The sequence below is a fragment of the Mesorhizobium intechi genome (assembly GCF_002879535.1).
In the GTDB taxonomy this organism is placed as follows: Bacteria; Pseudomonadota; Alphaproteobacteria; order Rhizobiales; family Rhizobiaceae; genus Mesorhizobium; species Mesorhizobium intechi.
In genome coordinates this window covers 24,494-38,978 of sequence record NZ_PNOT02000368.1, presented here as the reverse complement: position 1 = coordinate 38,978, position 14,485 = coordinate 24,494, and the positions used below count along the sequence as shown (strand labels likewise).

At 64.5% G+C, this 14,485-nt stretch carries 16 protein-coding genes; 8 read left to right on the top strand and 8 right to left on the bottom strand.

What is annotated here, in order from left to right; genetic code table 11:
- Nucleotides 1-189: 189 nt before the first annotated feature.
- The gene (locus tag C1D09_RS31020) at nt 190-1,182 is read right to left on the bottom strand and encodes an adenosine kinase (RefSeq protein ID WP_143977758.1); all 993 of its coding nucleotides are present in this window, start codon (nt 1,180-1,182) and stop codon (nt 190-192) included.
- A gap of 245 nt (nt 1,183-1,427) precedes the next feature.
- Between C1D09_RS31020 and C1D09_RS31015 the strand changes: the two genes are divergently transcribed.
- Together C1D09_RS31015 and C1D09_RS31010 are read left to right on the top strand one after the other, a co-directional pair.
- Entirely contained in the window at nt 1,428-2,330 is a 903-nt protein-coding gene (locus C1D09_RS31015) for a DMT family transporter (protein WP_143977757.1), read from the top strand.
- Nucleotides 2,331-2,424: 94 nt separating this feature from the next.
- Complete coding sequence (locus tag C1D09_RS31010; RefSeq protein ID WP_143977756.1) at nt 2,425-3,123, top strand: sulfate transporter family protein; 699 nt, start codon at nt 2,425-2,427, stop codon at nt 3,121-3,123.
- A 28-nt stretch (nt 3,124-3,151) separates the two neighbouring features.
- Here the strand turns inward: C1D09_RS31010 and C1D09_RS31005 are convergent, their stop codons facing one another.
- From C1D09_RS31005 to C1D09_RS30985, 5 genes are all read right to left on the bottom strand, one after another.
- Nucleotides 3,152-3,955 carry an isocitrate lyase/PEP mutase family protein gene (locus tag C1D09_RS31005; RefSeq protein WP_143977755.1) on the bottom strand — a complete coding sequence of 268 codons (804 nt, stop codon included), beginning with the start codon at nt 3,953-3,955 and terminating at the stop codon, nt 3,152-3,154.
- Between the two features lie 74 nt (nt 3,956-4,029).
- Nucleotides 4,030-4,884, bottom strand: coding sequence for a hypothetical protein (locus tag C1D09_RS31000; RefSeq protein ID WP_143977754.1), 855 nt, complete (start codon nt 4,882-4,884; stop codon nt 4,030-4,032).
- A gap of 69 nt (nt 4,885-4,953) precedes the next feature.
- Nucleotides 4,954-5,613, bottom strand: coding sequence for an HAD family hydrolase (locus C1D09_RS30995; protein WP_167514822.1), 660 nt, complete (start codon nt 5,611-5,613; stop codon nt 4,954-4,956).
- Nucleotides 5,613-6,098 (bottom strand): dUTP diphosphatase, encoded by a 486-nt coding sequence (dut, locus tag C1D09_RS30990; protein WP_143977752.1) that lies wholly within the window; start codon nt 6,096-6,098, stop codon nt 5,613-5,615. The genes C1D09_RS30995 and dut overlap by 1 nt, the downstream gene beginning before the upstream one ends.
- A 95-nt stretch (nt 6,099-6,193) precedes the next feature.
- The gene (locus C1D09_RS30985) at nt 6,194-6,664 is read right to left on the bottom strand and encodes an Lrp/AsnC family transcriptional regulator (RefSeq protein WP_143977751.1); all 471 of its coding nucleotides are present in this window, start codon (nt 6,662-6,664) and stop codon (nt 6,194-6,196) included.
- 113 nt (nt 6,665-6,777) lie between these two features.
- On the opposite strand from C1D09_RS30985, the gene C1D09_RS30980 reads away from it, so the two are divergent.
- The 3 genes from C1D09_RS30980 (at nt 6,778) to C1D09_RS30970 (ending at nt 9,376) form a co-directional block, all read left to right on the top strand.
- On the top strand, nt 6,778-7,026 hold the full coding sequence (locus C1D09_RS30980) for a DUF6356 family protein (protein WP_095787189.1): 249 nt from the start codon (nt 6,778-6,780) through the stop codon (nt 7,024-7,026).
- A 14-nt stretch (nt 7,027-7,040) separates the two neighbouring features.
- Complete coding sequence (locus tag C1D09_RS30975; RefSeq protein ID WP_143977750.1) at nt 7,041-7,841, top strand: class II glutamine amidotransferase; 801 nt, start codon at nt 7,041-7,043, stop codon at nt 7,839-7,841.
- 161 nt (nt 7,842-8,002) lie between these two features.
- Nucleotides 8,003-9,376 carry an amidase gene (locus C1D09_RS30970; protein WP_143977749.1) on the top strand — a complete coding sequence of 458 codons (1,374 nt, stop codon included), beginning with the start codon at nt 8,003-8,005 and terminating at the stop codon, nt 9,374-9,376.
- On the opposite strand, the gene C1D09_RS30965 is transcribed toward C1D09_RS30970, so the two are convergent.
- Nucleotides 9,370-10,443 (bottom strand): NAD(P)/FAD-dependent oxidoreductase, encoded by a 1,074-nt coding sequence (locus tag C1D09_RS30965; RefSeq protein WP_143977748.1) that lies wholly within the window; start codon nt 10,441-10,443, stop codon nt 9,370-9,372. The two genes, C1D09_RS30970 and C1D09_RS30965, sit on opposite strands and share 7 nt — an antisense overlap.
- 126 nt (nt 10,444-10,569) lie before the next feature.
- Between C1D09_RS30965 and C1D09_RS30960 the strand changes: the two genes are divergently transcribed.
- The 3 genes from C1D09_RS30960 (at nt 10,570) to C1D09_RS30950 (ending at nt 13,785) form a co-directional block, all read left to right on the top strand.
- Nucleotides 10,570-11,166: a TetR/AcrR family transcriptional regulator gene (locus C1D09_RS30960; protein ID WP_143977747.1), complete on the top strand. Its 597-nt coding sequence runs from the start codon at nt 10,570-10,572 to the stop codon at nt 11,164-11,166.
- Nucleotides 11,163-12,092, top strand: coding sequence for a haloalkane dehalogenase (locus C1D09_RS30955; protein ID WP_143977746.1), 930 nt, complete (start codon nt 11,163-11,165; stop codon nt 12,090-12,092). Before C1D09_RS30960 ends, C1D09_RS30955 begins: the two co-directional genes overlap by 4 nt.
- A 100-nt stretch (nt 12,093-12,192) precedes the next feature.
- Nucleotides 12,193-13,785, top strand: a complete 1,593-nt coding sequence (locus tag C1D09_RS30950; protein ID WP_143977745.1) for a peptide chain release factor 3 — start codon at nt 12,193-12,195, stop codon at nt 13,783-13,785.
- Between the two features lie 87 nt (nt 13,786-13,872).
- Here the strand turns inward: C1D09_RS30950 and C1D09_RS30945 are convergent, their stop codons facing one another.
- Nucleotides 13,873-14,343, bottom strand: coding sequence for a VOC family protein (locus tag C1D09_RS30945; protein WP_143977744.1), 471 nt, complete (start codon nt 14,341-14,343; stop codon nt 13,873-13,875).
- Nucleotides 14,344-14,485: the final 142 nt, after the last annotated feature.

Genomic DNA, 14,485 nt, shown 5'->3' with positions numbered 1-14,485 from the left:
TCCCGCCGCCCGACAACTTGCTGTCTTGCATCTTTCAACATCCCATCTGACTGCGGGCGCCCTGAAATGTCAGTCACGGGACGCTCTCGATCTCGTCTAGGAGCGATATGTGACAACCGCACGACGGTGAGAGGCGGTCCGCGCAGCGGACCCGCCCTCGACGCTAAAGGGGGGAAGGGAAAGGAGTCTTTACAGCAACCCGGCCAGTTCCGCCTCGTGGCGCAGGTTCTGCCTCGGCCTTGGGCCGATCTGTTGGATTACCAGTCCGGCGGCCAGTGAGCCTAGGTCGCCGCAGGTCTTGAGGTCGCGGCCTTGCGTGTAGCCATGCAGGAAGCCGGCGGCGTAGAGGTCGCCGGCGCCCGTCGTGTCGACCAGTTCCCGGATCGCCGTCGCCTGGATCACCACGGTCTCGTCGCCGCGCACGATGACCGAGCCTTTTTCCGACCGCGTGACGGCGGCTATCCGGCAGTCCTTGCGGATCTTGGCCAGCGCCTCGTCGAAGGACGATGTCTGGTAGAGCGACTTGATCTCGTGGCTGTTGGCAAAGACGATGTCGACCGTGCCCGAGCGCATCAGCTCGAGGAATTCGTCGCGGTAGCGGTCGACGCAGAACGAATCCGACAGCGTCATGGAGACTTCGCGGCCTGCCGCGTGCGCCAGCCTGGCCGTCTGCCGGATCGCCTCCTTGGCGCGCGGCGGGTCCCACAGATAGCCTTCGAAATAAGTAACCTTGGCCCCGGAGGCCTTGTCGGCCTCGACATCCTCCGGCCCAAGCTCGACGCAGGCGCCGAGATAGGTGTTCATCGAGCGTTCGCCGTCGGGTGTGACGAAGATCATCGAGCGCGCCGTCGGCGGTTCGCCCCGGAGCGGCTTGGTGTCGAAGGCGACTCCCTGCGCGCGGATGTCGTGCGCGTAGATTTCGCCCAGCCCATCGTTGGAGACCTTGCCGAAAAAGGCGGCGCGTCCACCGAAGGAGGCAACGCCGGCCGCCGTGTTGCCGGCGCTGCCGCCGGAGGCTTCGATCGCCGGACCCATGCGGCTGTAGAGCAGTTCAGCGCGGTGCGTGTCGATGAGGTTCATCGCGCCCTTGATGATGCCGTTGGTTTCGAGGAATGCCTCCTCGCACTGGGCGATGATGTCGACAATGGCATTGCCGATGCAAAGCACGTCATATTCCGGCATCAATGTCTCCGCCAAAAACCCGAGCCGGCTTCTTGCCACGCTGGCCGGGCGCGGGTTTAGCGATTCGCGGCGGCTTTGCCTAGGGCATGCTGCTATTCAGGTGATGGCGGCCCGAACTGTTGCAAGGAAGCCGGGGGCGCGACACGCCAGGCGCTACGACAATTCGACCGTGGACGAAGCATTTCGCCTGACCGTCGCTTACAAGCTGGCTGTGCCGATCATCCATCAAAGGCGAGCCAGTTCCCATGTCCGCAAAGAACGACACGACAACCGACCTGGCATTGCTCGGCGTGCTGGCTGTGCTGTGGGGCGCCTCCTACACTTTCATCAAGATCGGCGTCGAGACCATCCCGCCCGTCACCTTCATCGCCGCCCGCACCTTGATCGCCGGCGGCATCCTGTTCGCCATCATCCGCTGGCGCGGGCTCACGATGCCGGGCGACGCTGCCACCTGGCGCCGCTTCGCCTTCCAGGCCTGTCTCAACAGCGTCGTGCCGTTCACGCTGATCGCCGCGGCCGAGCGCTCGGTCGATGCGGGCCTCGCCACCATTCTCAACGCGACCTCGCCGATCTTCACCTTCCTGCTCACCGCTCTGATCACCCGCCATGAGCCGGTCACGGTGCGCAAGTTGATCGGTGTCGGCGCCGGCATAGCCGGCATATGCCTTATCGTCGGCACCGAGGCGCTGGGTGGCATCGGCCGCGAATTGTGGGCGCAGGCCGCCATCGTCGCGGCGACGATCTGCTATGCCGGTGCCGCCATATTCGGCCGAGGCTTCAAGGGCCTCGATCCGATGCTGCCGGCGGCAGGCTCGATGCTCTGCGGCGCGGTCATGCTGGTGCCACTCAGCCTGGTGGCCGACCAGCCCTGGACGCTGGCGCCATCGACGGCGTCGATCCTGGCCCTGCTCGGCCTGTCGGTGTTCTCGACGGCGCTCGCCTTCGTCATCTATTTCCGCCTCATCCACACGCTGGGTTCGGTCGGCACGACGTCGCAGGCCTATCTGCGCGTGCCGATCGGCGTCGGCATCGGCGCCATCTTCCTCGGCGAAAGCCTGGGGCCGACAGCATGGCTGGGCATGGCTTTTGTCGTTGCCGGCGTCGCGGCCATGACCATACCGGTCCGCAAGCCGGCCTTCGCGCGTTAGACGTCCCGATTTACTTGTGTTCGCGACCCGCGCTGCCTATCTCGGAAGCGTCCCGCCTTCCGGCGGTGTCCTGCGCCCCGGGGGTTGAAGCACGATGATATTCGACGCTGCCCGCATCGCGATCCTCGAACTGCTCTCGCCGGCGTTTCGCGCCGTGTTCATCAAGACGCTCGGCCTGACCGTGCTGGCGCTGGTCGCCTTGTGGTTTGGCCTGACCAGCCTTGTCGAGTGGCTGGCTTTGCCATGGCTCCAGACCTTGCTGCCGGGCATGCCGTCCTGGGCCGGCTGGCTGGGCGGCTTCATCGCGGCCATCGCCCTTGCCTTCGGCATGGCGCTGCTCGTCGCGCCGGTCACGGCGGTGATCGCCGGCCTGTTCCTCGACGATGTCGCCGAAGTGGTCGAGCGCATCGACTATCCCCGCGACCCGGTCGGGCGCGCCATACCGGCATTGCGCTCGCTGGTACTGGCGACAAAATTCTTCGGCGTCGTCATTCTCGGCAATATCGTGGCGCTCATGCTCCTGCTGGTGCCGGGCATCAACATCGCCGCCTTCTTCATCGTCAACGGCTATCTGCTCGGCCGCGAATTCTTCGAATTCGCCGCGATGCGCTTTCGCCCTGAGGACGAAGCCAGGGCCTTGCGCCGGCGGTATGCCGGCACGGTGTTTCTCGCCGGGCTGGTTATAGCGGCCTTCCTTGCCGTGCCGCTGCTCAATCTGCTGACGCCGCTCTTTGCCGCCGCCATGATGGTGCATCTGCACAAGGCGGTCTCGGCGCGGGAAAGCCGCCGGTGACCGCGGTCGCCATATGACGGGCCGCCGTTCAATCCGATGATTTGCCGAACAGCGCCTGCAATTTGCCGAACGGCATGGCGGCGCGGGTGAAGCCGAACGTGCCGTCCTGTTGGATTTCGCGCGTCGCCGTCTCCAGCATGCCATAGGCAAAATTGGTCAGCCACGGCCCGAGCGAAATGCGCTTCACTCCAGCCTTTGAGAGATCGGCGATGGTGAAGCCCGGTTTCGCCATGACGTTGACCGGCTTGCTGACCGCCGAACACAACGTGCGCACCATCTCGACGTCGCCGATCCCTGGCGCATAGAGCACGTCGGCGCCGGCCTTCTCGAAGGCCTGCAGCCGCCTGATGGTTTCGTCGAGATCGGGCTTGCCCCACAGAAAATTCTCGGCCCGCGCGGTGAAGACGAAATCGCGTTTCAAGGCCCGAGCCGCCTCCACCGCCGCCGCGACGCGCTCGACCGCGTGGGAGAAATCATAGATCGGCCTGTCGGGATCGCCGGTGTGGTCCTCGATCGAGCAGCCGGCCAGGCCGGCCGCTTCCGCAGCGAAGATGGTTTCGGCGGCCCGCTCGGCGCTGTCGCCCTTGCCTTTCTCGAGATCGGCCGAGACCGGCAGGTCGGTCGCCGCCGTCACCTCGCGGCAGTGATGGATCATCTGCTCGAAGGTCACCGCGCCGTCCGGCAGGCCGCGCGAAAAGGCAAAGCCCGCGCTGGTCGTCGCCAGCGCCTTGAAGCCGAAGGATCCGAGCAGCTTGGTCGTGCCGGGATCCCAGGGATTGGGCATGACGAAGGTCGAGGCATGCAGGTCGCGAAAGATCTTGCCCTTGTCCATGAATGCTCCCCTTTAGAAGTGTCGGCGCGGATGCTATCGCGCCGTCTTCGGCCGGGCAAATAAATGCGCTTGGTTCAGAAGCGTTTCTCGTTCTCTGCTGCCAATTTCTCGAATGCGTCGGAATCCTTGACGTAGCGCGATGTCTTCTTGTCCCAATGATAGATGACGGAAATGTCGTGCGACGACGCTTCGGGCGGCGCGTCATCGCAGCTTTCATCGCTTGGCACGGTGCTGTCGGTGACCGTCACTTTGACGGCGGCGTAGGGCTGGCCGTCGGCGATGGTCCGGAAGGCCACATCCTGCTTGCGGCTGTAGGCGCAGAGCCTTTCGTCGAACGTGTAGATCGTGTCGACCAGCGCGAATTTGTCGTCGCGGACCATGATCAGCGGCGTGATCACATAGCCCTGGCTCGAATTGAAATGCGTGCTCATGGTGATGAGCACGTCGTCGCCGGCGCCGATCGAAAGCTTGTTCGGCTCGCGGAAATAGGTGCTGCGGTCGACCGCGACGTTGGCCGCATCGAGCAGTTTCGGCTTGGCCGTGACGTCGTAGAGCGCCAGCACCGCATAGCCCTCGGCGCTGTCGGCAGAATCGCCGAGGTCGAACAGCATGGCCAGCCGGTCCTTGCCGCCGGCCTTGATGGGAAGCACGGCGGCATTGGGGAAGCTGGACGTCTCGGGCGGGGAACCGCCGCTATCCGGTCCCTCGATGTGGCGCATCTCGATCGGCAGTCCGCCCTTGTAGAAACCGTCTCCGTCCGCGGCGAGGCTCGGGATGACCAGTTTGGCCAGGTCGAGATAGGTAACATCGCCGCGGCCAGGCAGCGGGCTGCCCAGGTCCGGGAAGCTGACGGCCTGCGCGCCGGCGACGGTCCACAAGAACGGCAGCAGCATCACGGCGAGGATGAAGCGGAAAAGGTTCGTTGGCATGAGCCCCCCAAGATCAGGCCACTCACGCTAGCACGGGTTCCAGCATCGCGCAGCCGTGCTGGACCCGGATCAGTGGATCGGCACCAGCCCGGCCAGTTCGCGCATGTCGTCGAACAGGATGCCGCCAGCCTCGATCAGGCCATCGCGGTCGGAAAAGGGATCGGCATGATAGGAAAACACCCGCATTCCGGCGGCGATACCGGCCTGCGTGCCGGCGACGCTGTCCTCGATGACGATGCACTCGGTCGGCGCGAAGCCCATGGTCTTGGCCGCGTGCAGGAACAGGTCGGGGAACGGCTTGCCGCGCCCGACCATGGTCGAGGAAAACATCGCATGTTCGAACAGCGGCAACAGCCCGGTCTGGCCAAGCGTGATGTGCATCTTCGAAATCCGGGCCGAGGTGGCGACGCAGTAGGGGATGCCGGCCGCGCGGACCGCCTCGATGAACTCACGCACGTAGGGGATCGCTTCGACGCCATGGGAGAACAGGTCCGGCAGGCCGGCATTCCAGCGATCGACGAAATCGGCGCCGAGACGAATCTCGGTCCGCTCTTCGATCTCCTTCTGCACGGAGGCCATGCTGCGGCCGGAGAAATTCCTGCGGCAATGTTCGAAGCTTGTCGGATAGCCGGCAGCCGTCAACCACTCGGCGAGGCGTCGATTGGCGAGGTTCTCCGTATCGACGAGAATGCCGTCGCAGTCGAAGATGACCAGCTTGGGTATTTGCATCAGGCGGTGCCGGTCGATCCGAATCCGCCCGAACCGCGCGCCGTGCCGCCGGCCAGCGAGCGCTCTTCGACGGCCACCTGCGTCACCGCGGCGAAAACGATCTGGGCGATTCGCATGCCGCGCGTCACGGCAAAATCCTCGTCGCCGAGATTGATCAAAAGCACCTTCACCTCGCCGCGATAGTCACTGTCGACCGTGCCCGGTGAATTGAGGACGGTGAGGCCATGCTTGAAAGCGAGGCCGGAGCGCGGCCGCACCTGGCCTTCCATGCCTTCGGGGATTTCCAGGATCAGCCCTGTCGGCACCAAGGCGCGTTTCCCGGGCAGGATCAGAAGCGGCCTGTCGTCGGGTACCGCCGCGCGAAGATCCATGCCGGCCGCGCCGGCGCTTTCGTAGGCGGGGAGGGGGAGTCCTTCAGCATGCGGCAATCTGACGAAGCCGACGGTCGGACCGATGACGGAGGAGTTTTGGAGGGCTGCGCGCATAAAATCGATCCTATCGGCGCGATTGCCGATTCGGTCAATTCGCCCGCGCCGCTATTAACGGCTTTCTTTCAGGCATCACTATGACTGAGCGCGGTTTAGCGCACCTCCATTGGAACAACCGTCGTCTCCTTGATCTCCTCCATGACGAAGGAGGCGGACACATCGGACAGCGCCACCTTGGCGATCAGCCGCTGGTAGAGCCGGTCGTAAGCCTTCACGTCGGCGACGCGGGCGCGCACGACATAGTCGAGGTCGCCGGACATGCGATAGACGCCGGTGATCTCGGGAAGGCTGGTCACCGCCGCCCGAAACTTTTGCAACCAGTCGGGATCGTGGTTGGACGTACGGACCAGGATGAACACCGAAAGGCCAAGCCCGAGCTTGTCGGCATCGACCAGCGCCACACGCCCGGTGATGACGCCATCCTCCTCCAGCCGCTTGACGCGCCGCCAGCAGGCATTGCGCGACAAGGCCACCCGTTCCGACAGTTGATCGACCGACAGCGTACCGTCGCGTTGCAATTCGGTAAGCAGTTTTCGGTCTATTTCATCGATATCCAGCGCCATGTTGGGATGTTTGTCCCACAGAATAACAAATTACAAGGACATTTTGAGACCGATGAACCGTCGAAGCGTGTCAGGATACTCATATCTGAACGCACGCGCTGAACGGGACCTCAATGTCGGTTGCAAGGATCTTCACTTCCCATCCCGCCAAGGTCGGCGAAACCTATTTCGGCCATATGGCCTTTGCCGCCTGGTTCTCCTCGCGCCTGCTGCTGGCGGCCGGCGCCGCCCTCGTTCACGCTTTCTTGCCATTTCTCTTCGAGACTACCGCCAGCCGAATCGTCCGCGAGCTTTACGAGCGGACGCACAACAGAGGCACGCACGCGACCAAGGAGCCGGCGGCTCTCATGGATCGCGCCTAGAGGACGACGAAGCGATGTGCCGGTGGGCGGCCTATCTCGGTGAAGCGGTCTTTCTTGAAGACATTCTCACGGCGCCCTGCCACTCGCTGATCGCCCAGAGCCATTGCGCCCAGGAAGCCAAGTCGCCGACCAACGGCGACGGTTTCGGTCTCGCCTGGTATGGCGACCGGCCGCAGCCCGGCCTCTACCGTGACATCCTGCCGGCCTGGTCCGATCCCAATCTGAAGAGCCTGTGCCGGCAGATCAAATCCGGCCTGTTCCTTGCCCATGTGCGGGCCTCGACCGGCGGCGCCACCAGCCGCATGAACTGTCATCCCTTCATCTCCGGCTCCTGGTCGTTCATGCACAATGGCCAGATCGGCGGCTTCGAGAAGATCCGCCGGGCGCTGGAGAACTCGCTGTCCGACGCCGTCTTCGACCAGCGCGAAGGGACCACCGATTCCGAACTGTTTTTCCTGCTGATGCTCGACGAGGGATTGGCCGGCGACCCGCAAGGCGCGACCTCGCGCGCCACCGCCCGTGTGTTCGACGCCTCGCGCCGCGCCGGCCTCGAACCGGCACTGAAACTCACCGCAGCCTTCTCCGACGGGCAGGCGCTGCACGCGGTGCGCTACGCCACCGACGCCCATGCGCCGACGCTCTACACCTCCTCCTTGCGCACAGGTGGCGGTCGCTGCATCGTCTCCGAACCTTTCGATCGCGAGGGCGGCGACTGGCAGGCGATCCCGCCGTCGAGTTTCGTCACCATGAAGGGTGAGGGCATGGCCATCCGTCCTTTCGCCCCCGCATCGGCCAGACTGGCACTGGCAGTCTAGCTGCCAAGTGCGGCAACGCCGCGGGGCGCGATAGAGCGCTGACCTCAACAGACGCCGCAATTTCGATCAAGCACCGCCAGGCTCCGAATGCTCAACTCCGCTTGAAGTCGTGCCGCTGTCCGCCATTTTCTGGCAAGCGCGGCCAGGCCGGAGCACTCACCATGGACCTTGTCTTTTCCTCGACAGTCGAACTCGCCACGGCCATCGCCGGTCGCAAGATCTCCGCCGTCGACGCCCTCGATGCCCATCTGGCGCAGATCGACCGGCACAATGAAGGCGTCAACGCCGTCATCTCGCTCGACCGGGAGAGCGCGTACGAACGCGCCAGGAAGGCCGACGCGGCACTCGCGCGCGGCGCCACGCCCGGGCCCCTGCATGGCGTTCCCTTCACGCTGAAGGACATGCACGAGACATCCGGTATGAAAACCACGGTCGGCTTCCCGCCCTTCGCCGACTATGTCGCGCGCCACGACAGCCCGGTTGTTGGGAAATTGAAGGCGGCCGGCGGTGTGCTGATGGCCAAGACCAATGTCGCCACCATGCTGTCCGACTGGCAGTCGAACAATCCGCTCTTCGGGCGCACGAGCAATCCATGGAACCTTGAGCATACGGCGGGCGGCTCGAGCGGCGGCGCCGCGGCGGCGGTGACGGCCGGCATGACATCGTTCGATGTCGGCACCGACATGCAGGATTCAATCCGGTTGCCGGCCGCCTTCTGCGGCGTCTACGGCCTGAAGCCGACCGAACACCGCGTCTCGCTGGCCGGCGCCTTCCCAAATCCGGGCGATGCCGCGCGCAGCGTGCGACTGATGTCCTGCCTCGGGCCGCTGGCGCGCAGCGTGGAGGATCTGTCGCTGATCCACCGAATCATCGCCGGACCTGACGGGGGCGACACCGATCTGGCGCCGGTGCCGGTCGAGACCACGCCGAAGCTTGACCTGAAGACATTGCGCATTGTCTTCGCGCCGTCCTTTCCCAGCTTCCCGGTAGCCGGCGCCATCGGCGTCGCGGTCGAAAACCTCGCAACTCAACTGCGATCGGCCGGAGCGATCGTCGAGGAGGCGAAACTGCCCAAGCTCGATCTGCATGACGATCTCGCACAGGGCGGCGCGCTGATCGGCATGATGATGGAGGCGGCACAGTCGAAGCCCCCGGAGCAGCCGACGTCAGTCTCTCGCTGGTTCGAGGCGCTTGCCCGCCGCGACAAATCCATTCTCGCCTGGGACCGGTTCTTTGACGACTGGGATGCGCTGCTCTGCCCGGTCGCGATGAGCACGGCCTTTCCGCATTGCGAGCCGGGCACGCCGATCAAGGTCGACGGCAGGGATCAAGACTACTGGATGCTGCCGGCCTATGGCGCCGTCTTCAACTACAGCGGCCATCCGGCGCTTTCGATGCCTTGCGGAGAAGACCGCCACGGTCTGCCGATAGGCCTGCAACTGGTCGGCAAACGCTGGTCGGAAGCGCGGCTGCTTGGTGTCGCGGCTGCCATCGAGCCGCTTACCGGCGGCTTTCGCCGCCCGCCGGCCTATTGAGCAAACCGCCCCAACCCATAGGGGGCCAGCAGCGGGTCGCGCTCGCCGTCGAGGATTTCCCGGGCCGCAAACAGGCCGACGGCCGGCGCCAGCGTGATGCCCGAATGCATCACCGCGACATAGAGCCCGTCCATGCCCGCGGCGCGGCCGATGATGGGAAAGCCATCGATCGGATGCGGGCGATAGCCGATGGTGTGGAAATCGAGGGTCAGCCCCTCGGCGCCGCGCAACGCCGCTTTCGTCACCGCGAACAGGTCGCGCGCCGTCGCTTCGGCGTTCTGGCCGGGATCGCCGCCGGCGAAATCCGAGCCGGCGATGATGCGGCCCTCGGCCGTCTGGCGCACATGCAGCCTCTCGGCGTGGACGAGACCGTTGAGCAGCTTCTTGTGAGGCCGCGAATGGACGATCAATCCAGGTGGCGTTTCGATCGGCAGCTTGACGCCAGCCGTCGCGGCAATGTCTGGTGAGCCGACGCCGGCGGCAATTACCACCTCGTCGGCGGCAATCAGCCCATGCGATGTGTCCACGCCGGTCGTCCTGCCGTTGGTCTGGGCCAGCGCCGAGACCGTGCTGGCAAGGACCCGCGCGCCATGCCGTTCGGTATCCGCCAGCAAGGCCCTGGCCGTCGCAACCGGCTCGGCCACGCCTTCCTCCGCGACATAAACAGCGAATTCAGGTGGGTCGACGAGATTGGGTTCGATTTGCGCCGCCCGCTCGCGGCCGACGCGTTCTATGCCGTAGCCCCATGAAGAATGTTCGGCCGCGTAGGCTTCGAGCCGGTCGGCCGGCAGGTCCCAGCATAGCCCGCCGCACCAGGCGAGCGGCAGCCCAGGCAATTCCTTCGCCAGTCGCTTCCACTCGGCCATGGCGCGGGCGCGCAGCCGGAAATAGATTTCGGGGTTACCCCAACTGGCGTTGATCCAGGCAAAGGAATTGGGCGTCGCGACGCCACCCGCGCCGCTTTCGGAAACGACCGTGACCTGCGCGCCTGCCCTGGTCAGATGCCAGGCGATCGAGGCGCCGATGATGCCAGCGCCGATGACGATCACTTGTTTCGCCGCAGCCATGTTCGCTCCTTTACCGGGTGTCCGCCGAGGACGCTCTTGCAGTGCCATCCCATTCGTCACTTGCCAACATCGGATACGGCAAAAATATGCTGTTGACATCAATACGTACGTACGTATTATTTGGGCATGGCTAGACAATCAATCCGCGAAAAACTCCTCGATGCCGGTTTCCGGACCGTCTGGAATTCAGGCTACGCAGCCGCCGGCGTGCGCGACATCGTTGCCGCCGCCGACGCTCGGCCCGGATCCTTCACCAATCATTTCGCCTCCAAGGAGGCGTTCGTTGGCGAAGTGCTGGACCGCTACTTCGCCTATGTCAGTGGGCTGGTCGAGGTAGCGCTGGCGCGGGACGGCACGCCACCCGTCGACAGGCTGCGCCGCTACCTCGACGTCATCACGTCGAGGCTCGAGGCGCATGACTGGGCGCGCGGGTGCATGATCGGCAATCTCAGCCTCGAGACGGCGGTGCACAGCGAGCCGTTGCGCTTGCAACTCGTCGCCATCTTCGAGCGCTGGCGCCAGCCATTCGCCGCCTGCATCGCCGAAGGCCAGGCGGCCGGCGATATCGCCAGGACCTTCGAGGCGGAGGACCTCGCCGACTTCCTGCTGTCGTCATGGCAGGGCGCCATGCTGCGCATGAAGGTGGAGCGCAGCCCCGAACCACTCGAACGGTTCAAGAAAGTCATCTTCAGCACAGTGTTTGCAAAGGAGCCGACTCCATGAGTTCGAAAGCCAACCCGCCTCGGTCCGTCGCCCCCGCGCCTAGACGGTTGCAGATTCCCGTACTCGATTCGACCATGTCCTATGTCGAGGCGGGAGCGTCCGGCCCCGCCGTGCTGTTCCTGCACGGCAACCCCACCTCGTCCCATATCTGGCGCAACATCATCCCGCATGTCGCACCGTTCGGTCGCTGCATAGCGCCCGACCTGATCGGCTATGGCCAGTCCGGCAAGCCCGATATCGACTATCGCTTCTTCGACCAGGTCCGTTATCTCGATGCCTTCCTCGACGCCCTCGACATCAGCGATGTGGTGCTGGTCGCGCAGGATTGGGGCACGGCCCTCGCCTTCCATCTCGCGGCTAGGCGGCCGCGGCGCATTCTCGGCCTCGCCTTCATGGAATTCATCCGGCCCTTCGAGCGCTGGGAGGATTTTCACCAGCGCCCGCAAGCCCGCGAAATGTTCAAGGCGCTCCGCACGCCCGGCGTCGGAGAAAGGCTGGTTCTGGAGGACAACGTCTTCGTCGAGAAAGTGCTGCCGGCCTCGGTGCTGCGCAAGATGAGCGGCAAGGAAATGGCCGCCTATCGGGCGCCGTTCCCGACGCCGCAATCGCGCAAGCCGGTGTTGCGCCTGCCTCGGGAATTGCCCATCGAGGGTCAGCCCGCCGACGTTGCCGCCATCAGCGAGCACGATCATCGGGCGCTGCGGCTGTCCACTTATCCGAAACTGCTGTTCGCAGGTGACCCGGGCGCGCTGATCGGGCCGCAGGCCGCGCGCGAATTCGCGGCCGGTTTGAAGAACTGCAGTTTCATCAATCTTGGGCCTGGTGCGCACTATCTTCAGGAGGATCATGCCGACGCGATTGGCGGCGCCATCGCCAACTGGCTTCCGGAGGTCGTTTTGGCGAACCGGACGAGCGAGTTGGCCTGAGGCAAGCCATGGCATCCGGCGGCGTCCGCGCCGCCGGACCGGTCGACAGCCCGGCACTACGCTGCTAGAAGCCCGGCCTGTCACACGGAAATCCCAGAGAATGCCCGAAACAATACCAGAGGAAGTGGCGCGCCGCCGCACCTTCGCGATCATCGCGCACCCCGACGCCGGCAAGACGACGCTCACGGAAAAGCTGCTGCTGTTCGGCGGCGCCATCCAGCTTGCCGGCGAGGTCAAGGCCAAGAAGGACAAGATCCAGACGCGCTCCGACTGGATGAAGATCGAGCGCGAGCGCGGCATTTCGGTCGTCACCTCGGTGATGACCTTCGAGTATGAGGACAACGTCTTCAACCTGCTCGACACGCCGGGCCACGAGGATTTCGCCGACGATACCTACCGCACGCTGTCGGCGGTCGACTCGGCCGTCATGGTCATCGACGCCGCCAAGGGCATCGAGCCGCGCACCCTGAAACTGTTCGAAGTCTGCCGGCTGCGCGACATTCCGATCATCACCTTCGTCAACAAGATGGACCGCGAAAGCCGCGACCCGTTCGAGATTCTGGACGAGATCGAGCAGAAGCTGGCGCTGGATACCGCACCCATCACCTGGCCGATCGGCCGCGGCAGGACGTTTTCCGGCACCTATCACCTAGCGTTGAACGCGGTGCGCAAGGGCGACGACGAGAAGGAACGCACGCCGGTCAACGGTCCCGATTCCAACCGCGTCGCCGGGCTGCTGCCGGAGAACGAGCGCGAGGCCTTCATCGAGGAACTGGAACTCGCGCGGGAGGCTTGCCGGCCGCTCGACATCGACGCGTTTCGTGAGGGCCACCTAACGCCCGTCTATTTTGGCTCGGCGCTGCGCAATTATGGCGTGCGCGACCTGATCGAGGCGCTCGGCGCCTTCGGGCCGCCGCCGCGCGCGCAGGAGGCCGACACCCGCAAGGTCGAGGCGACCGAGGACAAGATGACCTCCTTCGTCTTCAAGATCCAGGCCAACATGGATCCCAACCACCGCGACCGTATCGCTTTCGTGCGCGTCTGCTCCGGCAAGCTCGAGCGCGGGATGAAAGCCAAGCTGGTGCGCACGGGCAAGCCTTTGAGCCTGTCGGCGCCGCAGTTCTTCTTCGCCCGCACCCGCGTCACGGCGGATGAAGCCTTTGCCGGCGACGTCGTCGGCATTCCCAACCATGGCACGCTGCGCATCGGTGACACGCTGACCGAGGGCGAGGAGATTCTTTTCAGGGGCGTGCCGAACTTCGCCCCGGAAATCCTGCGCCGCGTGCGCCTCGGCGACGCCATGAAGGCGAAGAAGCTCAAGGAAGCGCTGCACCAAATGGCCGAGGAAGGCGTCGTGCAGCTGTTCTCGCCCGAGGATGGCTCACCGGCCATCGTCGGCGTGGTCGGCGCCCTGCAACTCGACGTGTTGAAGGAGCGGCTGAACTTCGAATACACGCTGCCGGTCGAATTCGAAATGTCGCGCTTTTCCGTCTGCCGGTGGATCTCGGCCGACGACAAGGCCGAGACGCTTCGCTTCATCGAGGCGCATCGCGGCGACATCGCAAGGGACCTCGACAACGACCCGGTGTTTCTGGCCCAGCACGCTTTCTCGCTCAACTACGAAGCCGAGCGCTGGAAAGCGATCCGCTTCGCCACCATCAAGGACTACCAGGTCCGCGACAAGGCGGCGTGACCCAGACAGTTTCCTTCTCCCCTTCACGGGGAGAAGGTGTCGCCGAAGGCGACGAATGAGGGGCGGCGCCGACGTCGAAGGCTATACTCAGCCTTTCGCCGCCTCTTCGATCTTGGCGATATCGATCTTGCTCATCTGCATCATCGCCGACATCACCCGGCCGGCCTTGGCCCGGTCCGCATCCAGAAGCAGTCGCGGCAGCTGTTCCGGCACGACCTGCCAGGAGACGCCGAACTTGTCCTTCAGCCAGCTGCATTGCGACGGTTCGCCGCCACCTTCGATGAGCCTGTCCCAGAAATAATCCACCTCTTCTTGCGTCTTGCAGGTGATCGACTGTGACATCGCCTCGTTGAACTTGAATTGCGGTCCGCCGTTGAGCGCCTGGAACTGCACACCGTCGAGTTCGAACGTGGTCACCAGCGCTTTGCCTTCATCGGCGTGGCCTTCGGGCCAACGCATCACGCTCAGCACCTTCGAATTCTTGAAGATGGAGACGTAGAAATCCATTGCCTCTTCGGCCTGATCGTCGAACCACAGGCAGGTGGTGATCTTTTGCATGTCGTGCTCCTCGGTTGCTTTTGCTGTTACGATGAAACGGGTGACTCCGAGAATGGTGCCATCTCCGCGCCGTCTGCCCAAGGACGGTCCTGCGCGACGCGATCCGACAGCGGCGTGTAATTTTTTCGGGAGCTCACGTTTT